The 25,179-nt window shown below is 39.9% G+C and carries 19 protein-coding genes; all 19 read right to left on the minus strand.

Annotated elements, in window-relative coordinates:
* Positions 1-5: 5 nt before the first annotated feature.
* The 19 genes from RDV63_RS12155 to RDV63_RS12245 all read right to left on the minus strand — a co-directional run bounded on the left by RDV63_RS12155 (position 6) and on the right by RDV63_RS12245 (position 25,156).
* Positions 6-959, minus strand: coding sequence for an SDR family oxidoreductase (locus RDV63_RS12155; protein ID WP_313909758.1), 954 nt, complete (start codon positions 957-959; stop codon positions 6-8).
* The gene (locus tag RDV63_RS12160) at positions 952-3,204 is read right to left on the minus strand and encodes a glycosyltransferase family 4 protein (RefSeq protein ID WP_313909759.1); all 2,253 of its coding nucleotides are present in this window, start codon (positions 3,202-3,204) and stop codon (positions 952-954) included. Before RDV63_RS12160 ends, RDV63_RS12155 begins: the two co-directional genes overlap by 8 nt.
* A 42-nt stretch (positions 3,205-3,246) precedes the next feature.
* Positions 3,247-4,281 carry a glycosyltransferase gene (locus RDV63_RS12165; protein WP_313909760.1) on the minus strand — a complete coding sequence of 345 codons (1,035 nt, stop codon included), beginning with the start codon at positions 4,279-4,281 and terminating at the stop codon, positions 3,247-3,249.
* The gene (locus RDV63_RS12170; RefSeq protein WP_313909761.1) at positions 4,278-5,537 is read right to left on the minus strand and encodes a hypothetical protein; all 1,260 of its coding nucleotides are present in this window, start codon (positions 5,535-5,537) and stop codon (positions 4,278-4,280) included. The genes RDV63_RS12165 and RDV63_RS12170 overlap by 4 nt, the downstream gene beginning before the upstream one ends.
* The gene (locus tag RDV63_RS12175) at positions 5,530-6,963 is read right to left on the minus strand and encodes a lipopolysaccharide biosynthesis protein (RefSeq protein ID WP_313909762.1); all 1,434 of its coding nucleotides are present in this window, start codon (positions 6,961-6,963) and stop codon (positions 5,530-5,532) included. Before RDV63_RS12175 ends, RDV63_RS12170 begins: the two co-directional genes overlap by 8 nt.
* Before the next feature lie 9 nt (positions 6,964-6,972).
* The gene (gene rfbD, locus RDV63_RS12180; protein ID WP_313909763.1) at positions 6,973-7,830 is read right to left on the minus strand and encodes a dTDP-4-dehydrorhamnose reductase; all 858 of its coding nucleotides are present in this window, start codon (positions 7,828-7,830) and stop codon (positions 6,973-6,975) included.
* Positions 7,827-8,366 carry a dTDP-4-dehydrorhamnose 3,5-epimerase gene (gene rfbC / locus RDV63_RS12185; RefSeq protein WP_313909764.1) on the minus strand — a complete coding sequence of 180 codons (540 nt, stop codon included), beginning with the start codon at positions 8,364-8,366 and terminating at the stop codon, positions 7,827-7,829. The genes rfbD and rfbC overlap by 4 nt, the downstream gene beginning before the upstream one ends.
* A complete protein-coding gene (gene rfbA, locus RDV63_RS12190) occupies positions 8,363-9,280 on the minus strand; it encodes a glucose-1-phosphate thymidylyltransferase RfbA (RefSeq protein ID WP_313909765.1) in 918 nt (305 codons plus the stop codon). The genes rfbC and rfbA overlap by 4 nt, the downstream gene beginning before the upstream one ends.
* Before the next feature lie 137 nt (positions 9,281-9,417).
* Positions 9,418-10,608 carry a dTDP-glucose 4,6-dehydratase gene (locus RDV63_RS12195; RefSeq protein WP_313909766.1) on the minus strand — a complete coding sequence of 397 codons (1,191 nt, stop codon included), beginning with the start codon at positions 10,606-10,608 and terminating at the stop codon, positions 9,418-9,420.
* A gap of 40 nt (positions 10,609-10,648) precedes the next feature.
* Positions 10,649-11,560: a Wzz/FepE/Etk N-terminal domain-containing protein gene (locus RDV63_RS12200; protein WP_313909767.1), complete on the minus strand. Its 912-nt coding sequence runs from the start codon at positions 11,558-11,560 to the stop codon at positions 10,649-10,651.
* A 15-nt stretch (positions 11,561-11,575) separates the two neighbouring features.
* Positions 11,576-14,326, minus strand: a complete 2,751-nt coding sequence (locus RDV63_RS12205) for an SLBB domain-containing protein (RefSeq protein ID WP_313909768.1) — start codon at positions 14,324-14,326, stop codon at positions 11,576-11,578.
* Positions 14,327-14,532: 206 nt separating this feature from the next.
* Positions 14,533-16,215, minus strand: coding sequence for a capsule assembly Wzi family protein (locus tag RDV63_RS12210; RefSeq protein WP_313909769.1), 1,683 nt, complete (start codon positions 16,213-16,215; stop codon positions 14,533-14,535).
* 165 nt (positions 16,216-16,380) lie between these two features.
* Positions 16,381-18,303 carry an asparagine synthase (glutamine-hydrolyzing) gene (gene asnB / locus RDV63_RS12215; protein WP_313909770.1) on the minus strand — a complete coding sequence of 641 codons (1,923 nt, stop codon included), beginning with the start codon at positions 18,301-18,303 and terminating at the stop codon, positions 16,381-16,383.
* Between the two features lie 44 nt (positions 18,304-18,347).
* Positions 18,348-19,490 carry a glycosyltransferase gene (locus RDV63_RS12220; protein WP_313909771.1) on the minus strand — a complete coding sequence of 381 codons (1,143 nt, stop codon included), beginning with the start codon at positions 19,488-19,490 and terminating at the stop codon, positions 18,348-18,350.
* A 1-nt stretch (position 19,491) separates the two neighbouring features.
* Positions 19,492-20,244, minus strand: a complete 753-nt coding sequence (locus RDV63_RS12225) for a formyl transferase (RefSeq protein WP_313909772.1) — start codon at positions 20,242-20,244, stop codon at positions 19,492-19,494.
* Positions 20,232-21,209, minus strand: a complete 978-nt coding sequence (locus tag RDV63_RS12230) for a polysaccharide deacetylase family protein (RefSeq protein ID WP_313909773.1) — start codon at positions 21,207-21,209, stop codon at positions 20,232-20,234. The genes RDV63_RS12225 and RDV63_RS12230 overlap by 13 nt, the downstream gene beginning before the upstream one ends.
* Positions 21,210-21,433: 224 nt before the next feature.
* Positions 21,434-22,324 carry a UTP--glucose-1-phosphate uridylyltransferase GalU gene (gene galU / locus RDV63_RS12235; RefSeq protein WP_313909774.1) on the minus strand — a complete coding sequence of 297 codons (891 nt, stop codon included), beginning with the start codon at positions 22,322-22,324 and terminating at the stop codon, positions 21,434-21,436.
* A 25-nt stretch (positions 22,325-22,349) separates the two neighbouring features.
* Positions 22,350-23,525: a nucleotide sugar dehydrogenase gene (locus RDV63_RS12240; RefSeq protein ID WP_409934837.1), complete on the minus strand. Its 1,176-nt coding sequence runs from the start codon at positions 23,523-23,525 to the stop codon at positions 22,350-22,352.
* A 179-nt stretch (positions 23,526-23,704) separates the two neighbouring features.
* Positions 23,705-25,156 (minus strand): MBL fold metallo-hydrolase, encoded by a 1,452-nt coding sequence (locus tag RDV63_RS12245; protein WP_313909776.1) that lies wholly within the window; start codon positions 25,154-25,156, stop codon positions 23,705-23,707.
* Between the last annotated feature and the right edge of the window lie 23 nt (positions 25,157-25,179).

A 25,179-nucleotide genomic window follows, 5' to 3' on the forward strand; every position in this document is an offset into this window, starting at 1 on the left:
GCTAACTAAAGCTCTTTAGCAAAGCACTTTTTCAAGCCATCTTCAATAGTGATTACCGGCTGCCAATCTAATTGCTGCCGCGTATGGCTTATATCAACTTGTAAGTTACCACACAAGCGCTCTATAACAGCACGTTTTCCTAAAAGTTTAGCAGCCAATTGCAACCAGGTACTAGGAACAGAGAACAAGCGAGGCTTCTTACCAGCGGCTCGCACTAATAGCGTTAATAATTCTGTTGTAGAAACATCATGGTTATCACTAACTAAAAAGGTTTGTCCCACTGCTTTTGGATGCTCAATACAAGTAATTATTAAATTCAATAAATTATCTAAAGCAACAAGACTGCGCTTATTATTTATAGCGCCTAATGGCAAGGGCAAGTTCTTTTTGGCCAGGCGTATCATAGATAAAAAGTTACCTTTAACACCTGCGCCATAAACTAAAGGAGAGCGAATAATAACCACTTCCATCTTTGTTTCAGCGGCAATTTGCCTTAACCCCAACTCAGCTTCAGCTTTTGAAATACCATAAGCATCAACAGGCATAGGCTGCTGGTTAACATCAAAGGCTTTGCCTTCTGCCGTTACTTCGCCATTTACCTTAACAGTACTGATAAAAATAAAGCGCTTCACACCCTGCTTTGCCGCTTGGCGGGCTAAGTTTAAGGTGCCTGCAGTATTTACATCACGAAAAGCTTGAAGAGGATCTTGAGCGCAATCATTCATCTGATGCACACGGGCAGCAGCATGAATAATAACATCAGGCTTAGCTTGATTTAGAGTTGAAGACCAATCAGTAGAACCCGTTACGTGCGAAATTAATAGGTTTTGGGTTGGCGCATCACATGCAAACGGACTTCTGGTTATAGCAGTAGCGTTATAGTTTAACTTTTGCAGTTCAGACAATAACGCCCTGCCAATAAAGCCATTGGCACCCGTAATGAGCAGGTTTTTAATCATGTACAATCTCAGTTGTCAATTCAGCATACAACGCAAAATAAGCAGCTACAGTATTAGAAATATTATACTTATCTATTGCCAACTGCCGGCCTTTCTCTGCCATACCCACGCGTATTAATGGGCTAGTATACAAATATTTAATCGCCTCTGCTAGTGGTTCAACCTGACGAACAGGAACTAAAATTCCGGTTTCATCAGGAATAATAGCATGGCGGCACCCTGGCACATCCGTGGTAATGATTGCACGGCCACAGGCCGCGGCTTCTATAAGTACTTTAGGCAGTCCTTCTCGGTATGAAGGTAATACAACTAAGTTACTTTGAGCAAAAATCTGAGGAATATCATCCCTAAAACCTAAAAAATCAAGTAATTGCTCTTTTTCTAACATTTGAATTACATCAGGCGATACTGAAGCAGGGTTCCCCTCGTCTGTATCACCGGCAACCCAAAAGCGAATTTCTGGATAAACAGCTTTTACTAGCCTAGCCGCAGCAACAAACTCTAAAAAACCTTTGTCTTTTAACAAGCGTGCAGCAAAGGTTACAGTGAACGGCGCTTTAGGCTCGGGTAAAAATAAATATTTTTCTAAATCTACACCTGCACCGTTAATAATACGGGCTTTTGACTGCACCACTATGCCAGCATTTAAAAAACTCTGTTTATCTGACTCATTTTCAAATACCGCTAATAAATTAGGGTGAGCAAAGACTCTTTTATATAAAAAGCTAACTAAACCACGTACTAAAACAGCACGGATACCATGATGAATAAACACATAGCCTAGCCCAGTAACAACAGCTAATACACCAGGAACCTTTGTAATACGTGCAGCTAAGCCACCATAAATCACTGGTTTAATGGTCATTAAATGAACAAGCTCAGGTTTTAAGTGGCGAAATAAAGTCAGTAAGTAAAAAAACGATTTAAATTCAGAGAAAATATTCTTACCACTTCGGCTTAAAGGAATAACATGATGAGTTAAACCCGCAGCGGTAATTTGGGCAACTTCAGCTCCCGCCATTGTCGCTACATGTACATCATAACCTTGGGCTTTAGCTTCATTCGCTTCAGGCAACCAATGCGACAAAAAGAACTTAGCAATATTCACCACAAAAACCATTTTAGGCTTATCGCCTTGATATAGCTGTAAATGAGTTTTTATTACAAGCTCTATATCAAAAGCCTCCTCAGCTAACTGCCGACCTGCAAGCCCCATCCTAGCACGCAGCGCAGTATCTTCAGTAAGCTTACAAATTGCTGCAACTAACCCAGCAGACTCTTTTACAGGCACTAATAAGCCGGTAACATTAGGCGTTATTGCATCACGACAACCAGGAACATCGGTCGTAATCACCGCTCTACCACAAGCCGCCGCTTCTATTAAACTTTTAGGTAAACCTTCGCGATAGGATGGCAGCACAATAATATTGGCTTGAGCAATAATATTATTAATGTCTTTTTGATACCCCCAATGCTCAACAATGCCTTCATCCAGCCAACGACTGATATCAGCACTAGACACCGACTTAGGGTTACCATCATCAGTATCGCCAACCAATACCATCCTAATCTCTGCGCCTCTGCGGCTTAGCTCTCTGGCAGCTTCAACAAATTCTAAAACGCCCTTATCTATTAATAAGCGAGCCACTAACATCACTACCGGTGTCGATATCGGCTCTGGCTGAACATCATAACGGCTCAAATCCACGCCAGAGCCACGGATCATAACTGCTTGTGAAGGATCGATAATCCCAAGATCAAGCAATAACTGTTTATCATCCGGGTTTTGAAAAATAACTTTGGTTGTATCAGCTGAATGCAGGGCAAAACGATATAATAATGAAACGGCAAAACGCAGAATGCTCGCTCTTAAACCTCTAGCAATAAATATATAACCTAAACCAGAAATTGAAGCGACACGCTGTTTAACCTTTAAAAAGCGGCTAGCAATACCACCATAGATCACAGGCTTAATGGTAACCAAATGCACAATATCAGGTTTAACTTTGCGCAACATGGCATAAATGCCTTTAAAAGCATTAATTTCTGAAAGTAAGCCCGTGCCACTACGAGATAAATCTAATTGGTGTAAAACAAAACCTAACGACGCTAAATACTCAGCTTGGTCAGTAAAATTACAAGCAAGGTGCACTTCATAGCCATCACGCTGTGCCGCTAATGCAATAGGCAAACGGTGCGATATAAAAAACCAATCTACGTTAACAACAAACAGTAGTTTTTTCATTTAGGCTGTTTCTCTTGCCCGACTAACATAAATTTAAGCTCATTAGCTAGGCGCTCCAGTAACACTTGTCATAGATGCAAAAATATCAAACCAGCAACTCGACGCGCTATCAAGACTATATTTTTCTTCTGTTAAATACCTTCCAGCACAACCTAAACGCTGACGTAACTCGTAATTATTCATTAAACCAGTGAGTTCAGCTCCCCAATCAGCTATATTTTCAACACCAATACCCACTTCTGCTTGTTGTAAAATATCTTTATTCATACCCACGTTAGAAACAACACAAGGTATAGCACACGCCATATAAAGCAGCATTTTATAACTACATTTGCCATTCGACCAAGGATCATCTTGTAAAGGCATCAACCCAATGCTCATTCGCTGAATTGCGCTAACCTCAACTTCAGGGCTCCACTTAATAAAAACTACTTTTTCATCGGGCAATTGCTTAAAGCGCGGTTTTACATCAGCAATAATTAATAATTTCCAATCAGGGCATGCCGATAGCGCATCAATTAAACCAGATTCTATTTCATATAAATATTTAAAACCGCTCGAAGAGCCAGACCAGCCCAAAAATAACTGTTCAGTACTTACGGGTTTAGGTGTAAATCTACTAGTGTCAACAGGGGTAGGAATAATGCTTAATGGTTTATTAAACTGCTTAAAATAATCAGCTAAGTAACTGTTACCACATGTAATATGCGATGCTAAAGAAGCAATAGTTTTTGCTGCCAAGCCTTTTTTACGCAAGAAAATAGCATCATCAACATCAAAAATAATAGGCTTACGTATAAAGCGCTCTAATGTAGGTAAAGTCGAAATAAGCTCGCGCTGTAAAATAACACAGTCAATATCCGAATTATTGATAGTACGTATTTGCCCGAGTCTATGTGTAACTTCAGAAATAAACCAAGCAAACCGCTGCCATTTACTAACAGGTGGATATGCAGATTTCTTAGCATGATAAAAAATTAAATTAATATCTTTAGAATTAAACTTATCAGCATATTGGCTTACACGAAACCGAGTGCTAGGGATATTTTTACCCTGAGTAAGTACCGCTACTTTCATTGTTCAGCCCTTTTTAAATCAGCGGTTATTTTTTGTTGCTTATCTATTTTAGATAAATTCATTTCAAAATACATATTAACCAAAACGATTAAAACAGGAAAAATAAAAACAAATCTAGACGCAACAAATAGCGGATAGCCCAAATCAGAAACAAACACAAAACCTAACACTAAAATAAAAGAAGCAAAAGATTTAATATTCGAGTACAAATAACCCACTACAATAACAAGCACTAAAAAATAACCAAAAAAGCCGCCTCGCAATACATATTCAGATAAAATATTATCACCAAACGCAAGATCACCACCTGAAGTAAAACCAACACCAAGTATAGGTGAATCAAAAACATAAGCATAGCTACCAGCAAGCCTCCCACCTAACGAAAACCTTGATAGCAAGCCATTATCCTCTCTTAAAACAACATTAAAAAACAATTTAGAAACATCTTCCACGAACCATACAACTGTATTTAAATTAATAAAAATAAAATAAAATAAAACTAGCAAAAACAGCATTACAATAACAACATTAACAGCACGAAAAATATAGTAAAAATAGGCTAAAACCATTATAAAAAATAAGAAAAAACCAGTATTAGACAAAAGCAATAAAAGCAAAATTGAAAATGCGACACTAAAAAACCGCAGTATACACTTTGCACTAAAAGTACAAACTAGACGTGAAAAAACCAAACAAACAAAAGCAATAATAAAAAAAGCAAAACCAGCAACAGAATGAGTAGCAAACACAATGACAGGCTTATTAGCCCAAGTAACCATAAAATCAAATAGTTCTGGATATAATTGCTGATAGAAAGTACGTTGAAATTCAATAACTGCTTTCGATTCAAAACTAATACAAAGTGCAAAAATAAGAAGTGATAATATAAGTAACAAGACGACTCTTATTTGATTTTTAGTAAAGTACAAGTCTCTAATATTAATTGAACAAATCAAACAAAGGGCAATATAAGGTACTAACGCCCCTAAGGTCAAATGACCAAAAGGTGAAAAAACAGACATCGCACTTAAAGTCAAGAGCAATAAAAAAGAAAACGATAGCAACTTTTTTGATAACGTAACTTTAAATAATAAAGCACCAAATAAAATAATAAAAATAGCTAGGCAATAACTAAGTACAGTTAAGTAAGGGTTAATAACCCCACCTAACGAAGAGGGAAAGTACAAAGAGATAATTAAAGCTATTATTAAGCACCAATTAAAGTTTGATGGCTCATGCTTATTATTTTCATGCACCTCGAGCAAAATAGCGCTCCTTCAGTAATTGACGAACATTCATATAATTCATCATAATCATCACTGAGATAAACACAGCTCCCCCAACTAGCGTTTTCAATATTAACGCCCATAAAGCGGTTAGCACAGGTAACTGAACAATTGCTAATACCATACAGCAAATAGCAAAAGCCACCTTAACAATAGCTAACTTAGGTAAAGCTGGCATTACAAAGGCATATTTCCCTAATACAATACTAGTAACTAGCGATGCAGCAAAGCCGTAGCAAATGGCAACAGCAGCGCCACTAAGGCCACAAATTGGGATCAATATAATACAAGCAATAATATTAACTAATGCCCCTACAGCAACAGTATAAAACTGCAAAACAGTATTGCTACCTAACTGAAAAGCATAATCAAAATAATAAGATCTTATCACGCTTAAAAATAAAGCAAGCGCTAGCCAAGGCATTAACGTATTAGCACCAGCTCTAAAGTTTTCGCCCATAAATAAAGCTGCAACATCAGCACTTAATAATGCAAGACCAACACAAGAAGCCGCAGCGACAGCTAATAGTAACTCAAAATTTATGACTAGCTGCTTTCTTGCAGCAATCTCGCCTTCTTTATTTAATTTACTAATTATCAAAGGAAATGCAGCTAAGTGAATAATACCCAGCAAGGTACCAATAATATATTGTATAAACTCAAAAGAAGCTGAAAAAACGCCAACTTCGGCTGGGCCTTGGTATTTCGCTATAAAAAACCGCCCACTAGCATCAATTAAGAAAGTCATTACAAATGTCATTGTTAATGGCATACCGTAAACTAACATCTTAATAAAAATACTCTTATCAAAAAAGCGAATATCAGAGTTAGCCCACTCAGACCTCTGTAACAAGCTGCTTAAAAGCAAGGCAATTAGCAACATCATTAATACAGCTCGAACATCCAAGCCAAAATGTAAAGCAGCGCCCCCCAGCAATAAAGCTAGCCCACTTTTAATCAGTGATGCGATACCGTAACGTACCGGCCTAAGAGCGATATTGTCAAAGCGCAATGCAAGTGCAAACCACCCTTGCCCAGCGGCAAGAATACCCACAATAGAAAAAATAACTGAAAACTGGGATAAGTAATCATCCAACGGTAAAAAATAAGTAGCTACACTTATTATTAATGCTATACACAGCCAACTATACACAGCCGTAGACACCCATTGCTTTTTAAGCCGAGCATCATTCACTTCAGGCAAAAAACGTCCTAAAGCTAAGCTTATCCACTGAAAAACAATAGTATTTAACCCCATTGCGACAACAATAGTTAACGAGTAAAAACCATAATCTTCAGGCGTTAACAATCGGGTATAAACAGATAAGGCCAGTAAGGTAATAATTGCAGGCCCTAACCTTGCTAAAAAGTATAAAATACTATGCTTAAACAACATAACAGCAACTCAAGGAAGATCAGGCATCATAGCGGTTAAGGCATCAAGCCAATGCCGATTAACAACACCATAATGGTTTGAAATCTTTTGAGAATTTAAAATACTATAGGCTGGTCTAGTTGCTGGCGTAGGATATTGCTCAGTCGTAATAGCATTTAACTCTATCTTGCTAGCTGTTTGTTTAAATATATGCCAAGCAAAATCATACCAAGATGCCACACCTAAGTTAGCAAAATGATAGATATCTTTATGCAATTTAGCGTGTTGACTATGTTGAATTATTTTTAAGATGGCCAGTGCTAAGTCACCGGCATAAGTAGGCGTACCTATTTGATCGGCCACGACATTTAGCTGGCTGCGCTCTTTACTTAAGCGGATCATCGTCTTTAAAAAGTTATTACCATATTCACTATATAACCAGCTAGTACGAATAATAATAGCCTGCTCACAGTGCTCAAGCACAGCCAGTTCACCAGCAAGCTTACTCTTGCCATACACCGAAACCGGCTCAGTTAAATCTGACTCAAAATAAGGCTTGTTAGTTTTACCATTAAAGACATAATCTGTTGAAATATGAATTAAAGGCAAATCTGCTTGTTGACAAGCAATAGCCAATTTTTCAGGCATAGTCGCATTAAGCATATAAGCCAACTCCGGCTCATGTTCAGCTTTATCAACAGCAGTATAGGCTGCAGCATTAACCACTATACTAGGTTTTACAGCAGCAACTAAGGTTGTAAACTCAAGCTCAGTTTCTAAATTAAGCTCTCTTCTACTCGGGGCCTCAAATGCTATGCCCGCTTGGCTTAACACCGCTTGTAGGCATGTGCCTAACTGGCCAGTTCCACCTAAAATTAATACCTTCATTTAGCAAACAACGATGCAAAAGTTGGAGCACGGCTATCTTTATCTGAAAGCACCGGTTCAGTAATAGGCCAACTAATATTTAGCTGCTCATCATTCCAACAAATGCTTCCTTCATCTTCTGGTGCATAATAATCAGTGCACTTATATTCAAAGTCAGCAATATCAGAGACCACTTGGAAGCCATGAGCAAAACCTGGTGGAACCCAAAGTTGGCGAAAGTTTTGTTCCGAAAGATAAACACCATACCATTGACCAAAAGTGCGAGAATCAGGCCTTAAATCAACGGCGACATCGTAAACTTCACCTCTGACAACTCTAACTAATTTGCCTTGAGGGCGCGTTTTTTGAAAGTGTAACCCTCTAAGCACGCCTTTAGCCGACCGAGAATGATTATCCTGAACAAAAGCTAAATTAATACCTGTTTGTTGCTGATAACGTTCAGCATGAAAACACTCAACAAAAAAGCCTCGCTCATCACCAAATACCTTAGGTTCAATAAGCACACAATCTTGCAGTGGTGTATTAATTACTTTCATTTATATCCCTCTGCCACTTTTAGTAAGTAAGCGCCATAGCCCGTTTTAGAGAAACGCTGGTAGCGTTGCATTAACTCATCAACATTTAACCAGCCATTACGAAAAGCAATTTCTTCTAAGCAAGCAACTTTAAGCCCTTGTCTATGCTCTATCGTTTGCACAAATTGGCCAGCTTCTAACAAAGAATCATGAGTGCCAGTATCAAGCCAGGCAAAGCCACGACCTAACAAGCTTACACTTAAGGTGCCGCGCGTTAAGTAGGCGTTATTCACATCAGTAATTTCCAGCTCGCCTCTTGTCGAAGGACGGATATTTTTTGCGATATCAATAACATCGTTATCATAAAAGTACAGGCCTGTTACCGCATAATGTGACTTAGGCTTAGCCGGTTTTTCTTCAATTGATAACACTTTGTCTTGGTCATCAAATTCAACTACACCAAAACGCTCAGGATCAGTCACATGATAGCCAAACACTGTTGCGCCTTGCGACTTTTTAATGGCTGCATGTAATTTATCGGAAAAATGCTGGCCATAAAAAATATTATCCCCTAAGACTAAGCAAACATTGTCTTGGCCTATAAATTCCTCGCCAATAATAAAGGCTTGGGCAAGCCCGTCTGGGCTTGGTTGCACAGCATAACTTAAACTGATCCCAAAGGCAGAGCCATCACCCAGCAAACGCTGAAATGCCGCTTTATCTTCTGGCGTAGTAATAATTAAAATCTCACGAATGCCCGCCAGCATTAATACCGACAAGGGGTAATAAATCATCGGCTTATCATAAATAGGCAACAACTGTTTTGATACACCCATAGTAATAGGGTAAAGCCGCGTTCCTGAACCACCGGCTAACACAATACCTTTAGTATTGTTTAATGTTGAATTTTTAGTGTTTAATTTTAAATTAGTCATATCACTTCTTAATTTGTGATGTTTTTACAATATTAGTCAATAGTTTAGCTAGCTATTGGCATTAATTTAATAATGTAATTTTAAGTTTGAATTCAACACTAAAAACTTAAAACTTAACATTCAATTGCGCCAAGGCGCTATTGCTGATAGCTGCCATCCAGCACAGCTTGCCACCAGCTTTTATTATCAAGAAACCACTGCACGGTTTTTCTAAGCCCAGTTTCAAAACTCTCTTCAGGCGCCCAGCCTAGTTCACGCTGAATTTTCGACGCATCAATAGCATAACGACGATCATGGCCGGGACGATCTTTTACAAAAGTTATCAAACTTTTGTAGTTTTGAATGTTAAGTGGTGAATGCTCAGTGTTTTGTGTTGAGTTTAGCGGTGCTAGTTCGTCTAGAATTTGGCAGATGGTTTCTACTACGTCTAAATTTGTTTTTTCGTTATGACCGCCAATATTATAGGTTTCACCTATTTTGCCTTCGGTAACCACTTTATATAAAGCCCGCGCATGATCGTCTACATACAACCAATCACGAATTTGATCACCCTTACCATAAATAGGCAGCGGCTTACCGGCTAAGGCATTTAAAATAACCAGCGGAATAAGCTTTTCAGGAAAATGATAAGGCCCATAATTATTAGAGCAGTTAGTAATCACTGTCGGTAAACCATAAGTACGAAGCCAAGCCCGCACTAAATGATCGCTTGCGGCTTTACTGGCAGAATAAGGTGAGCTTGGCGCATAAGGTGTAATTTCAGTAAACAGTGGAAGGGCTGAGTTATGAGTTTTTAGTTTTGAGTTTTGAGTGTTAATTACTTGCGCTGTTAACTCAGCACTCACCACTAAACCCTCAACACTGCTTTCCTCATCACTCGCGTCAGCGACCTCGTCTGCCGGATGCGGTAAATCACCATAGACTTCGTCGGTACTAATATGATGAAATTTAAAGTTAGCTTTTTTCGGCTCAGCTAGTTGCTGCCAATAGTGTCGGGCTACTTCTAATAACGTATAGGTACCAATAATATTAGTATGAATAAACTCAGCTGGGCCGTCTATCGAGCGGTCAACGTGGCTTTCTGCTGCTAGGTGCATTACACAATCAGGTTGATGCTGGTTAAACACCCGCTCTACTTCAGCGCGATCACAAATATCAACCTGCTCAAAATAATAGCGCGGGTTTTCTGCTACCGACACTAACGAGTTTAAGTTGCCTGCGTAAGTTAATTTATCAACATTAATCACACTTGAAGCGGTATGTTCAATAATATAACGCACGACGGCAGAGCCAATAAAACCCGCCCCGCCAGTTACTAAAATTTTCATTATAAATTACCAAACTGCAAAAAGTTACTTAGCCGACGAATCACTTTCTAGCCATCATAATACTGACAAGCATCGCCAATATGGTTGATAGAAAAGCAATTAAAACCACAATCAGCGCACGCTTAGGGCCATATTTTTCTTCTGGAACAACGGCAGGATCAACCACTTTTAATACATACTCATCGCGCACATTGGCTAACATTAAGTTTTTTGTTTGCTCTTCAATTAGCAAATAAAGCATAGTTCTAATGTCAGCTATTTCTGCTTCATTAACATGTTTTTGTAAAAAGGCTATGCTAGATTCGGCTTCGTTTATGGTTCTTACTCTAATGTCTTCATTTAACTCTTTAACCATCAAGGTTAACCAATCTCTAGCTAACGCTGGTGAATAATGCTGTAAAGAAACCTTAATCATGCCAGTTAACTTGTCTTGATCTAAGTTAAAGGTTTTTTCAAATTCTTTATGTACCTCCAAAGAAGAAGGTTTAACTTGTTGATAGGGCTTATGCTCTCTAACCCACTCCTGACGCTCAGGATCATATAACTTTTCATTAATAATCAAGGTGTCAGTTTCACGATCCCACCCCTTAGCTGCAAATGCCGGTACATATAAGTCATACTTTTCAATAAAGCGCATCATAAAGCCACGTGACTTTAATACTTCTATGGCGAGTGTCTTATCTTTACCTGACGACGAACCTAAATTAACTCCCGCCAAAGCCGCTAATCCACCTAATTGGCCTGGAAGCTTTAAGCTAGAATCTTCGCCTGCAGGCGCTAAAATCATTTCAGCTCTATAAATATTCGGTAGACTTAGCGTATAAAATACCGCACCAACCGAGCAAATAAAAACAAAAATCATAATAGACCACTTGCGCTGCCAAATTACCGCAAACAGCTCGTCTAACGTAATATTATCCGACAGTGTTGTTTTAGAGTTTTTTGAAGTCATGCCAATCCTATTAAATTAGAAGCTATTCAAGGCAGCTATAGCAACCGCAGTTTGATAGAAAATTTGCGTAACCTGAGCCCACAGATTTAAATTATCTTTATATTCGGTATCTAGTGGCACAACGATAGTATCACCCGCTTTTAAGTTGTTTTGGCTAGCACTAAACCAGCTGCTTTCAGGCACCATTACCGAGCCATTGGCGCGAATAACATAAACGCGGTCTTTATCAGCTCGTATACGAAAGCCGCCAGCTAACTTTAAGTAGTCTTCTAAAATTTGGTTATTAGCAAAGCGATGGCTGCTAGGGTGCTGCACTTCACCTACAATAGAAATAGTATTGTTTTCTCTTGGAATAAACAGCTCATCACCATCTTCTACTTGTAAATCGGCACTAGGTTCACCAGCAATAATCATTGGTAAATCAATAACTAAACGACCTATCGGCTTCACCTTTTCTATTTCATTAATCATGGTAATAGAATCTTCAGGTGATATTCTAGCAATTTCACTAGATAACGACTTGGCCGCAATATCAGCACGTAACTGCTCACTTAACTTTTTAAGCTGCTGGGCTTCACGCTCACGAATTTGCTCACGGGTAAATAAGCTACCATCAACAAAGGCATTATTAGTTAAGCCACCGGCACGCTTTATTACATCAGACAGTTTCTCACCTTGCTGAATGGTATAAACACCAGGGAATTTCACTTCGCCATGTAAAGTAATGGTTTTATCTAAATCCCATTCAGGTACAGCAAACACATTTAAACGATCACGGCTGGCTAAAGCAATATTGTGCTGGCCAGATAATACTTGCGACAAATCAACGCTTTCATGCTCAATATACACCCCTCGTGCCGAGCCACTATTAGCCACTGCGCGGGTTAACTCAGCACGTTTTAAAAAGGCAGAATCTTTTAGTCCCCCTGCAGCATCAATTAAATCTAATACAGTGCCACCTATTGGTTGTGGGTAATCACCCTCAACTAATACTTCACCATTAACACTAACAATTTTAGCCTCAACCCCATTGCGTGCTTGTTGGCGTAGCTTTTGTAACACAGGGTAAAGTAACTCAGTACGGGTAAGATGCGGCGTAAATTTAATTAATTCTGCATCATCTAAAACATTATCTAATAAATAAGCAAAGCTTTCTTTTAAGGCTTTTTCTTGTTCTTGCTTAGTTATGTCATCGGCAAAAAGGCGGCCTTCGGCTGACTGTAATTTTTTAATATCTGCCATTAAGCGCTCTTCGGTTAGCACTTCTGGTTCAGACATTAACCTAAAACCGTCTTCAGCAATATCTAACTGATTTAACCAACGCAACTCTATTGCAATATCAAAGCGCTGCTCTAATTTATCACGCAAATATTTATTTAATGCCGAGCGCTGGAAGGTCTGCAAAGCTTGATGAAACACTACTACTGTATCTCTAGCTTTAAGCTCAATATTGTCGGCACTGTTTGGCTGGTTAATAGCATCAGCTAACCTAAACTGCAATATGTCTATATCACCTAACGGATTAATTTCTCTTAAAATAATTCCGTAGTTTAAATCTGCCGTTCGGTGTAAGTCAGACCATCTAGAGCCTAATAAATCTGTTAACTTTAAGCCTGGCTGCCAAGCATGCACACCAGGGCGAACAACAGCCCCCACTAATGTGACCGCATTTTGTACTTGCGGCGAGGTAGCACCAATTTTAAGGGCGTCACCGGCTCTAACCTGTAACTTTTGCTGCTTAGGGTTTGTTAAATCAACACTTAAATATTCACGATAATTATGTTTATTAAAGCGCTCTAACACCGCTTTTTGTGGGTAAGCCTTAGGCGTCGCACCACCTGCCATGGCTAATAAATCTTGCAATGTATCTGTCGCCGACACTTCATACTTAGCAGGGCGATGAACCTCACCACTCACTTCAGCAATAGCCGTCACTGGCGCCACAAAGACAACATCACCATCTTTTAAAAACACATTATTAGTGGCATTACCTTTTAGTAATAAGTCATATAAATCGAACCTAGCAACACTTTTGGCTGAGCGTTGCACAGAAATATGCCGCAAGCTACCAATCTCGCTTACACCGCCAGCGGCAAAAAGTGCCTGAGTTACTGAACTTAGCGCGGGTAAATTATAAGAGCCAGGATATTTCGCCTCACCGGCAATAATCACATTAATAGTGCGTAACGCCCCCATGCTAACGGCAACATTGGTTCCTAATAATTGCTGTTTAACGCGCTCAATAATAAGATCTTTGGCTTCGGCATAACGCAAGCCCGATACTTGTAACGCCCCCATATCAGCAATATTTATTGCACCATCACGGTTTACTTTAGCGTTAACATCACGATTCACTTTGCCAAAAAGTTGTAATTGTAAATTATCACCAGGGCCTAAAATATACTCATCTGGAACCGGCAGGTTTTTAGCACTAGAAAAAGAAGAACTAGCAGGTTCAAACATATTCATACCAAAACGTTTAAGTTCGGTATCTGCTGTTTTCTTGTCTTTTTCTTCTTGTTGCTTTCTTTGTTTCTGCCGTTGCAATAATTCGTCATCAGGGTTTTCAGAGTCAGATGAAGACGCCCCCGTTAAACCTAAATCACTTAAGTTTATGCCATACTGCTGGGCTAATTGCTCTTGCTGTGCTCGTGGCAGCTGTTTAAATTGTTCCAGCATGGCCGGAGTAACAGCCTGCGCTGCCACTACGGCCGACCATAAGCTTAAAGCGGCTACCAATAAGGTTCGAATTGCAATCTTAAACACCTGGGAACTCCATTATTATTGTTCAACCTGTAGCTAATTTTTACAATAACCACGCTAACGCACTAAAACCTAAAACCTAAACCCTAAACCCTAGGCCAGTGAATTATGCTGCATAATCGGCGGATTATAACCTAAATCGGCCACTCTGAATTACTTAGTCTCAATTTTTTGTTAAAACGTGTTAGCCTAAAGCCGCTATTACACAATTACCAACGCCACTCCCAGCGTAAAGCCACTTTATGCTCATATTTAGTTTTATTTATGTTACTCGCACCAGCATTCGCATCAGTACGAGTATCAGCACTAATATTAGCACTAGCATTAGCTGCGCCATTAGCCAATAACTGCTGCCGCTGAAGTTGATAATCAACACTTATTAAGCCTTTAAATAACGGCTGCTGATAACCTAACTCTAGTGTTTGACGCTGTTTAACAATACCTTCTTGAGCAATACTTTGTTTAGCAATACCTTGTTGAGCAAAGCTCTGCTGTTTAAAATGAATATAACTAGCCTGGCCATTGCCTTGATAGCCTTGCACTGCAATTAGTAATTGTTCAGAAGGCACTAAAGCAGCATCAGCACCGCCTTGGCTTAACCAATGCGGATAATTATCTGCAATTTTTTGTAGCTCAGCGGTTAAACTTAATTGATGGTTTACATTCGCAATATTGTACTCAGCGCCAACTAAATAGCCCGCATTGCTCTCACGGCTAGTCGCTTTATTGCTCAGGTTGCCAAGGTTATTACTCGAACTTGTATAGCGATTATTCGCGTATGCAGCACGCCGGCTTTGGCCATTCGCCAGGCTAACACCAGCATAAACAGCTGTGTTAGCCGTTATGCTGTATCTAACATCTAATTGGCTAATAGTAGTAGCCGCATATTCTTCTTTAAGGGCAGTGCTTTTATCTTCAAAGAAAGCAGTTCTATCTTCAAAGAAAATGTTAGTGCCTATAGTCTGCAACTGAGACTGAGACAAACTTGCTGTTTTATCAGCATTAGCCAAGCCTAACTGATGAATGGCGTTTAAACGCCTAGCAACTTCATTATCTAAGGCTTGATGATAGGTTAAACTTGTTGCGACTTCTAAGGCAGACCAAGGCTTTATGCTAATACGCGCTGCAGCAAAGTTATGATGGCGTAGCAAAGCACTACCGGCTTGCTGGCCAAGCTCTAAGCTAACATTAGCGTTGCCCAAAAAGTCTAAGCTGTCATTAAAAGGTAAAGCAGAATTAAGTCGGTTTAAGCGCAGTTTCTTTGCCGCTGGGCCATTATGACTAAAATTAAAGCTAGTATCATAACCTGGCCCCCACCATTGCTGTTGCTGGGTTGCCAAAAGCACCCAATTGCCCAAGGTGACAGCGGCATAACTCCCCTGCCAATCATGGCTTGGGTTATAGTCAGTAAATATTGCCTCATTCTCATCAGCAGAAAAGTGATAAGTATCAGACCAAGAAAAAGGTTTATAGTTAAAGCTTTTAACAATACCTAATGCCCAATTATTGCCTTTAAACTCAGTGCCCACTTTTATTTTTGCGCGCTGTGCATAGTTGTTAGCAAAGCCAGAAGGCGCAAAACTATCAGTCGCTGCGCTTATTTCTAGTGTTTTTATATGCTCGGTACGGGCATGGTTAACAGCCGAAGTTAAGCGCAAAAAAGCCAATAATTCAGAGTCTGTAAGCTGTGAACGGTCAACCTTAGCTAACTCAGCTAAAATAGGCTGCCACATTAACGGATAAGTATTAATAGGAATATTAAGATAACCAGCATCAGCTAAGAGTTTTATGCTGGTTCGTAAATAGCGATCATCAGTATTTACCCACGGCGAGGCAACTAACTGGCATGGATATAAAGCAGTTAAAAAAATACAGCCAATAAAGAAAACCAATCGAAAAAAAATAGCTGTCGCCCTATATAAAGTATTTAACTAAAAGCCCTCTAAAAACCGCATGGATACTAGCAGAAGCCCATTACACAAACAAGTCAAAACAGCCATAGTAGCTAGGTTAAGGCTTAGTCTAGCTATTCAAAACCAGCTTAAATTAGTTAGGTTTTAACTGCGCCTTTTAGCCAGCCAAGCTTGAAACATTAAAATGTTCCACAGTACACCAGACCAATTTCTATGTTCAGAAAGGTGAGCTTGCCACAACTTATGCACCTGTTTTGGATCAAAATAGCCATCCGCCTTTAGTGTTTCAAAGTCAAGTAATTGCTCGGCCCAATCCTTAAGCTCATTCCTAAGCCACTGAGCTAAAGGTACCGAAAAGCCTTTTTTAGGCCTTTCTATCAAATTCTGAGGAACATATTTATATAAAATATTACGCAGTGGGCTTTTAGCCGTTTTATTTTTATACTTTATGGCTTGCGGTAATTTTAACGCAAACTCAACAATGCGATGATCTAACAGTGGTATTCGGCCTTCTAATGATACGCCCATAGCGGCACGGTCAACCTTACATAAAATGTCATCCGGTAAATATGTTACTAAATCAATCGCTGGCATAACATCTTCTGTAGGCAACTTACTTAATGCTTTTGCTGATAACATCAGCTCTACTAAGCCTTCATCACCATTAATAACTAAGTTAGGTACATTTCTGTAGCTTGCCATCATAAAGCTTCGATAAAACTGCTTAAAGTCAGTTATAGTTAAAAGCTCTAATGCTTTGCTAATCTTATCGCCAACTAAGGCATCTTTAGCCGATAAAGCCCCCACTTTATTTAAAACTCTAATCGGTAATAGCCGCTGCAACATTTGTAGCCCAGCGCAAGTAAACTGAGATAGCCCTGATAACTTCTGCCATGCCGCTAACGTTTGCTGATAACGGCTATAGCCCCAAAATAGCTCATCACCGCCATCGCCCGACAAGCAAACCGTGACATGTTGTTTCGCCATAGCACAAACTAAATACATAGGTAGCTGGCTTGAATCAGCAAAAGGTTCGCTATAAATATCCGCCATCAAATTAACAGTCTCTAATACCTGCTTATCCGATATATATAAACTGGTATGTTCTGTGCCTAAATGCTTAGCAACTTCTTTAGCAAATATAGCTTCGTCATACTTAGCATCATCAAAACCTATTGAATAAGTTTTAACTGGTCGATCAGATAACTTTTGCATCAAAGCCACAACTAAAGAAGAATCAACGCCGCCCGATAAAAAAGCACCTAAAGGCACATCAGCAATCATTTGATCTTTTAAGCTTTGTAACAGCAAAGCTTCTAGCTCTATTGCTGCTGTCTCTTCACTCAACTCTAGCTTATCGCCTTGCTCAATAATGTCTGTAACTGACCAATAGCTTTTAAAAACTGCCCCTTTACTGTTAAAGCGTACATATTGACCAGGCTGCAATTTTTTAACTTCCTTATAAATACTTAAAGGTGCAACAATATAGCCTTGGCGTATAAGCTGTGAAAGCGCCGCTCTGTCTATGCTTAACTCATCTTTGCTTAATACCGCTTCAATACAGCTTAGTTCAGAGCCAAAAACAATATCATCAGCAACAGAAGCAAAATATAACGGCTTTTCACCTAAACGATCCCGCACTAAAATCAGGCTGTTATCCTGGTTATCCCAAAGCGAAAAAGCGAACATACCAACCAGTTTTTCCAGTGTTGCCGCTAAGCCAAAAATATCAATAGCCGCTAATAGTGTTTCAGTATCTGAATGGCCTTGCCAATTAACATCAGCACAGCTATCTATTTCTTTTCTAATAGCTAAGTGATTATAAATTTCACCATTAAAAGCAATTACATAGCGCCCAGTCGGTGAAAGCATTGGCTGGTGTCCGGCAGCAGAAAGGTCAACTATAGATAAGCGCCGATGAACAAAGCCGGCAGAGTGCAGATCATTTAACCAAACACCCTGATCATCTGGCCCTCTGTGTACTATAGCCTGCCCCATAGCCTGCAGTGCTTCAACATTTATTCTGTCACTTTTCGTTGCGGACCAAATTCCAGCAAAACCACACATAAATATTATTTTCCTAGTAACATTTTCTTAGTAACAGGCTCTTACTAACAGGCTTTTAGTAACATAGAATAAAGACGCAAATACGCCTGCCAGCTGGCAGCAATTGAAAACTGGCTGCGAGCTAAGTCTCCTAGCTCACGCCCTATGGCGAGGTTCTGTTGTCTATCGTTATGCAGATAATCAAGCATAGCGCGGCATAATTGCTCGGCACAACCGGGCTTAATGCTAGGCACTTTATCTGCCAAAATCCGTTTAACATCACCTACGTCAGTCGCTATACAGTACTTATTGGTTAACATTGCCTCTACCAACACATTAGGAAAGCCTTCGCTAAGCGAGGGTAAAATTAAACAATCACTATCCTGCAACACCTCAGATACATCGGCAACTTCGCCAATAAACTGGCAATGCTGGCGAATAATAGGGTTATCTAAATAAGGCTTTAATGCACTAGCCGTTGCAATATCACGACCAACAAAAGTAAATGTCAAATGGCCAAACTCAGCGGCAGGCAGTTGCTGTTGTAATAATAAAATGGCCTCTAATAAAAACTTATGGCCCTTTACTTGCGCATAACGGCCAATAACAGCAAATTGGTAATTTTGCTTTAGTTCAGCTTGGTTAGCGTTAGGCTTTGTAAATGTATCCGACATAGCAGCAAAAGCGTCGGTTGCAAATCCATTAGCAATAACAAGCGATTTAGCTAAGTAATAACCGGCTTGGCCATGTGAAGCTAAACCTGCCTCAGAATTACTTATAATATGGGGTTTCAGCCTATGGCTTAACCAGGCAGACGCTTTAGAAATTAGCCCCGTTATCCCTGTAGGAATTTGACTACGACGAATGGCCCAAACCAGCTTAACCGGCAACCTAGCCGCCGCTATGCTAGTAAAAAAATTAGCATGATACATCCAGCACTGAAAAACCGTTTGCGCCGAATTCAGCTGCTTTAATAAGTTACGCAGCGTCAAAACCGCTTTTAGGTTCAAAGGGTTATTCAGGTTGCAGCTATAAATAGGAATATTTTTTTGTTCAAGCCGCTGCCAAAGTGCGGTTTTATCACTTTTTAGGCTAATTACAATATGCTCAACATCAGGTGTGGCCTGTTGCGACTGGCTAATTAACAACTCCAGCTGATTTTCTGCGCCACCTTGATATAAGGCGCTAAATATATGAACAATGCGCAATCTATTTCACACCTGCTTTAAACCGATTAATAAGATACTGCAATAACGTAGGGTGGCTCCACAGTTGCGAGTCTAAGCTAGGTTGAATACAGTTAACCTTATTAGCCAATAAATCATCAACCACCTTAGGTAATAGGCTCATCGCCGCTTTTTGCTGCAATAAGGGGTAAGTTGCAAAGTTATCTTGGCTAGTTATAGCACTAAAGGCATAAGCCAGAACATCCCCCGTATCAATGCCAGTATCAACCCTATGAATAGTCGAACCAAAGTTTGCTGCATCTTTATTCACTAAGGCCCAATAACCACCATGCACACCGCGATATTTAGGGTTTATTCCAGCGTGAATATTAATAACGGGGCAACTAAACACAGCCAGTAATTCAGGGCTTAAAATACGAGTACCACTTAGGATCACAATATCTGGCGATAGCGAGGCTAAAAAGGCCATAGCATCAGCAGAATTAACATTCGTCGTCGTAAATATCGGCTTAATACTGGCAATAGAATGAAAGCCAGCTAAAATTTGTTGCCGGCGTTTTTTGCTAGCAAAGCTTAAATACTTTTGCACCAGCATAAAGCACACTTGGCCAAACACCTTAACAAGCCCCTGCTTCTTTATTCGTCGCAATAAAAGCTGTTTTTTATCGTCACGGCGCTCTTCTACCCAATCTACTTTAAAGCCCGCTTCCGTCATAGTTTGAATTAACATCTGAGTTGAAGCAGAAGCCCTACCTAAAACCACTAAGTGCCGCATGCTTTACCTGCTAAAAACTGGGTTGCCGCCTGCTGCATAGTCACAGACTTAAAGCCATAGCGCTTATTTAACATCTGATAATGCTGCAACAACAACTCTAGTTGCTGTAAGTTTTGTTCGGTATATTGGCCAAAATTATGTGGATGCCACCATAAATGAAAAACGCCGCCTTTTTTAGCCGTGCGTGTCATAGACCACTTTAACCGGCGCAGTTTAATGCCATCTAAAAAGCGTAACTTAGACGAATAAGGCCGAAAAAACAAACTGGCTGGCACATCCACCATGCCTGAGGCCTTGTCTAACTTAACCTGTTGCCGCAAAGATCCACTTAACGGAATATAAGTGTCAATTAGCCTAAATAATCGTTTTATAGCACTGCGTTCATTACGGCTTTCTGCTTTATAAGCCCAATGCTCAGGATTACCTCTATAAGCAATTAAGCCTTGTTGCTTACATACGGTTAAATAATCAGAATTAAATTGATTACGAGGAAAAACCAAGCTGCGCAGCGATATCTGTTTAGCCGCAACAATATCAGTGCAGGCTTTTAAATCAGCAGTAAACTCGGTAATAATTTGGCCTTGCTCTAAGCAATAAAAGTGTGAATAAGTATGAGAGGCAAACTCTTGATTAGGTGTATTAGTAATGGCTGTTACTAAATCAGGGGCAAATAACAGCTTAGGATCTAAGCTAGATAAATAGTCTAAATCATGAAAAGGACTATATTTTGTATCTTTATAACTAGGTAGTAACTTAGGTGTATTATTAACAAAGCTATCATAGTCATTGGCACATAAGGCCCCAACACCAGCCCAAGTGCAAGCGACATTATATTTATTAAAAAGCTGCAGCAGCTTTGGCACAACTTGATGTACATTTTTTAAAACAGTGAAGTATTCCTCACCGCGAGAGTCTCTTACCCCCCAAAACAATTCAAAGTCTAAAGATATAATAAAACCATTCATATAAGGTTTCCATTTACAACCTGACTTGCAGCTTGTTTTATTACAACTGTTATAGCGGGTAAAAATTAATCTAACACCTTAAAAACCGCATGGATACTAGCAGAAGCTAAATACCCGAACAAGCCACAAACCATTTAGGTGGGTATAATTTACACGCTCGCCTTAGCTAAACCCAATTAAAGCTAAGCTAAAGCGAATTTATAACCTAGATAATTAGTAAAAACTTAACGGCACAAAGTCTGCAGCATTTGCTTAACATCAGCACCTAGGGTTTTGTCACGCATAGCATATTCTATAAATGCCTGAATATAGCCCAGCTTATTACCGCAATCATGGCTACGGCCACTTATATGATGCGCCTGCACGGGTTGCTGTTCCATTAATAAGGCAATTGCATCTGTTAGTTGTATTTCATCACCCGCCCCTGTTGGCGTGCGCTTTAAGCAGCCCCAAATTGCCGGGTTAAATACATAACGGCCCACTACCGACAAATTAGACGGCGCTTGCTCTTGGCTGGGCTTTTCAATAATATTGGTAATAGCAGCAGAGTTACCCGCTGTTAATACTTCGCCATTTACATCAGCAATGCCGTAATTACTTACTAACTGCATAGGCACTGGTTCTACCATAATTTGGCTTATTTGGCTGTCTTGATACAGCTTAATCATTTTAGCTAAATTGTCGCTAGCTAAATTAGCATCATAAGCATCTACTATCACATCGGGTAATAACACGGCAAAAGGCGCATCGCCAATTAATGGCAAGGCACACAAAACCGCATGACCTAAACCTTTAGCTTCACCTTGGCGCACTTGCATAATAGTGACATCTTTGGGGCATATTGCCTGCACTTCATCTAGCAACTGCCGCTTTACTCGCTTTTCTAGCATAGACTCAAGTTCAAAGCTTTTATCAAAATGGTTTTCAATCGAATTTTTCGAGCTATGGGTAACTAATACAATTTGCTTAATACCCGCCGCAATACATTCATCAACAATATATTGAATCAGCGGTTTATCCACTAAAGGCAGCATCTCTTTAGGAATAGCCTTAGTTGCCGGTAACATTCTAGTACCTAAGCCTGCAACAGGGATCACCGCTTTTAATACTGACATCTAATATCCTTTTACTATTTTATTATTAATCATTACCAAACAAATCTCGAGTATACACTTTCTCTGCCACATCCATAAGCTCATCAGCCATACGATTAGACACAATTACATCAGCTAATTGTTTAAATTCAGTTAAATCAGTCAATACCCGAGAATTAAAAAAAGCAGTTTCAATTAAGGCAGGCTCAAATATAATAACTTCAATACCCTTGGCTTTAATTCGCTTCATTATTCCCTGAATAGCAGAAGCCCTAAAATTATCAGACCCCGTTTTCATCACTAACCGATACACCCCAACCACTTTCGGGTTTCGTTTAAGAATTGATTCAGCAATAAAGTCTTTACGTGTCCTATTAGCATCAACAACAGCGCGAATCATGTTATTGGGTACATCTTTGTAGTTAGCTAACAACTGCTTGGTATCCTTAGGTAAACAATAACCACCATAACCAAATGAAGGATTATTATAATGAGTACCAATCCGCGGATCTAAGCCTACACCTTGAATAATTTGTTTTGCATTTAAACCATGACTTTCTGCATAGCTATCAAGCTCATTAAAATAAGCAACCCGCATAGCTAAATAGGTATTAGAAAACAATTTAATTGCTTCAGCTTCAGTCGATTCGGTAAATAAAACCTCAACATCTTGCTTCTCAGCGCCTTGTTTCAGTAAATTTGCAAAAAGTTTTGCGCGTTCGCTTTGCTCACCCACAATAATGCGTGACGGATATAAGTTATCGTAAAGCGCTTTACCTTCGCGTAAAAATTCTGGCGAAAATATTAAATTTGGTGTAGCAAAGCGTTCACGTGCAGACTCCGTATAACCAACAGGTACTGTAGATTTTATTACCATCACTGCATTTGGGTTAATAGCCATTACGTCTTTAATAACAGTTTCAACACTCGTTGTATCAAAATAGTTGGTTTGCGGGTCATAATCTGTTGGGGTTGCAATAATTACAAAATCTGCATTTAGATATGCTAGCTGCTTATCTAAAGTAGCAGTAAAATCCAGATCTTTATTAGCAAGAAAATCACCAATCTCTTTATCTTCAATAGGTGATTTTTTTGCATTAAGTAACTGCACTTTTTCCGCAATTATATCTACAGCCACAACTTGGTTATGCTGTGCTAACAGCATTGCATTTGACAGCCCAACATAACCCGTTCCGGCTACAGCTATTTTTAGCTTCGACATCATTATCCTTATTAAAATATTATTTCACTAACGTTCACTCTGGTGACACGCACTTTAAGTGCTGTGACTAGCTTGTTTCACAAGCGGTAACAAGCACCTTCGGTGCAGTAACTGCTTCCGCCGGAAGCGGCCACTCACCACTAAACACTTAAAACTCATCACTTGCGACTTAATTACACCTACGTTGCAATTACAGCGTTTATATCCAACAGCTGTAACGCCACCTGTAACGACCGCTTCGCTCCATCGTCACCGTGTACTATTCTCACCTGCTGCGGTTTATGCCGCATGCGGTTAATAAAATTAATGAGGCCAGTTTTATCAGCATGGGCTGAATAGCCGCTTAATGTTATCACTTCGGCTTTAATATCAATGCGTTTATCGTCTATATCAACATAACCGCCTTTAGGGCCGTATTGCTGAATGGCGGCGCCTAAGGTGCCACGGGCTTGGTAGCCAACAAAAACCACTTGATGGGCATTATGTCCTAAAAGGGCTGATAGGTAATTTACTACTCGGCCACCTTGGCACATGCCACTGGCAGCTAAAACAATGGCGGGTTGTTTAGTCGAAGCTAAATACTGCACTAAGGCTAAGTGCTGACTGTGGCTGTCTATAGTGTGTAGCTGCTGAAAATTTAACGGGTGCCGGCCTTGGCGTAAGCGTTGCTTGGCTTCAGCGTCCCAGCAATGTTTAAGATCACGATAACTTTGAGTAAATTTAGCCGCTAAGGGCGAGTCTACAATCACTTGCAACTGATCCCAGCGCAAGCCTTTATTAATTTGCTGCCCTCGCAAGCGGTGAATAATAGCCTCAAGCTCATACAATAACTCTTGGGTACGGCCAATACTAAAAGCCGGAAACAACACAGTACCGTTATCACGCAAGGCATGTAATAACACTTGCTGTAAGCGCTGTTGTCTATCGCGCCGGCCTTCATGCACTCTGTCACCATAGGTACTTTCAATAACAACAGTATCCGCACTAAAAGGCGCTTTAGGTGCAGGCAACAAAGGCGCATAAGGCGCGCCTAAATCACCCGAAAACACGGTTTTATACCACTTTTGCTTGCCAGTTGCAGTTGCTACTTTATGCCTAAGCTCTACATAAGCCGAGCCTAAAATATGCCCCGCCGGCTGAAACTTAACTTGCAGCCCAGCACTAGTACTTGTACTTGTACTATTAGGCTTAACAGTTAGCCACTGCTTATACTTACAAGGCACTAACTGGCGATGAATTTTAGCTAAAAACACTTTAATTAACGCCTCATCACGGGTCACCCCTACCTTAAGCGCATCTTCAAGCACCAAAGGCAACAAAGTCGCTGACGCTTCAGTACAATAAATAGGCCCAGCAAAACCGGCAGCCAATAAATAAGGAATACGCCCCACATGGTCAATATGCACATGGGTAACAATTAACGCTTTAATATGCTCAATAGCAAAATCAATCTGCGAGTTTGTAGCAGAAGCACCAGCAGAGCCACTACCAGAGGTTTCAGCCCCCTGAAATAAACCACAATCAATTAAAACAGAATAATCATCAGCAATTTTATATTCATGACAAGAACCAGTAACGCCATCAACAGCACCGTGGTGAAGGAAAATTGGGGAGGGGTACGCAGTCGACATCCTGTCTCCTTTGTTTAGTTTTG

Source organism: Rheinheimera sp. MMS21-TC3, assembly GCF_032229285.1.
In the GTDB taxonomy this organism is placed as follows: Bacteria; Pseudomonadota; Gammaproteobacteria; order Enterobacterales; family Alteromonadaceae; genus Alishewanella.

Excerpts from the sequence above, each read along its gene's own strand:
- RDV63_RS12245 (WP_313909776.1), bottom strand. The coding sequence starts at position 25,156 with ATGTCGACTGCGTACCCCTCCCCAATTTTCCTTCACCACGGTGCTGTT.
- RDV63_RS12240 (WP_409934837.1), bottom strand. The coding sequence starts at position 23,525 with ATGTCGAAGCTAAAAATAGCTGTAGCCGGAACGGGTTATGTTGGGCTG.
- RDV63_RS12175 (WP_313909762.1), bottom strand. The coding sequence starts at position 6,963 with ATGTTGTTTAAGCATAGTATTTTATACTTTTTAGCAAGGTTAGGGCCT.
- rfbD (WP_313909763.1), bottom strand. The coding sequence starts at position 7,830 with ATGAAGGTATTAATTTTAGGTGGAACTGGCCAGTTAGGCACATGCCTA.
- RDV63_RS12200 (WP_313909767.1), bottom strand. The coding sequence starts at position 11,560 with ATGACTTCAAAAAACTCTAAAACAACACTGTCGGATAATATTACGTTA.
- RDV63_RS12225 (WP_313909772.1), bottom strand. The coding sequence starts at position 20,244 with ATGCGGCACTTAGTGGTTTTAGGTAGGGCTTCTGCTTCAACTCAGATG.
- RDV63_RS12195 (WP_313909766.1), bottom strand. The coding sequence starts at position 10,608 with ATGAAAATTTTAGTAACTGGCGGGGCGGGTTTTATTGGCTCTGCCGTC.
- galU (WP_313909774.1), bottom strand. The coding sequence starts at position 22,324 with ATGTCAGTATTAAAAGCGGTGATCCCTGTTGCAGGCTTAGGTACTAGA.
- RDV63_RS12165 (WP_313909760.1), bottom strand. The coding sequence starts at position 4,281 with ATGAAAGTAGCGGTACTTACTCAGGGTAAAAATATCCCTAGCACTCGG.
- RDV63_RS12160 (WP_313909759.1), bottom strand. The coding sequence starts at position 3,204 with ATGAAAAAACTACTGTTTGTTGTTAACGTAGATTGGTTTTTTATATCG.
- asnB (WP_313909770.1), bottom strand. The coding sequence starts at position 18,303 with ATGTGTGGTTTTGCTGGAATTTGGTCCGCAACGAAAAGTGACAGAATA.
- RDV63_RS12230 (WP_313909773.1), bottom strand. The coding sequence starts at position 21,209 with ATGAATGGTTTTATTATATCTTTAGACTTTGAATTGTTTTGGGGGGTA.
- RDV63_RS12155 (WP_313909758.1), bottom strand. The coding sequence starts at position 959 with ATGATTAAAAACCTGCTCATTACGGGTGCCAATGGCTTTATTGGCAGG.
- rfbC (WP_313909764.1), bottom strand. The coding sequence starts at position 8,366 with ATGAAAGTAATTAATACACCACTGCAAGATTGTGTGCTTATTGAACCT.
- rfbA (WP_313909765.1), bottom strand. The coding sequence starts at position 9,280 with ATGACTAATTTAAAATTAAACACTAAAAATTCAACATTAAACAATACT.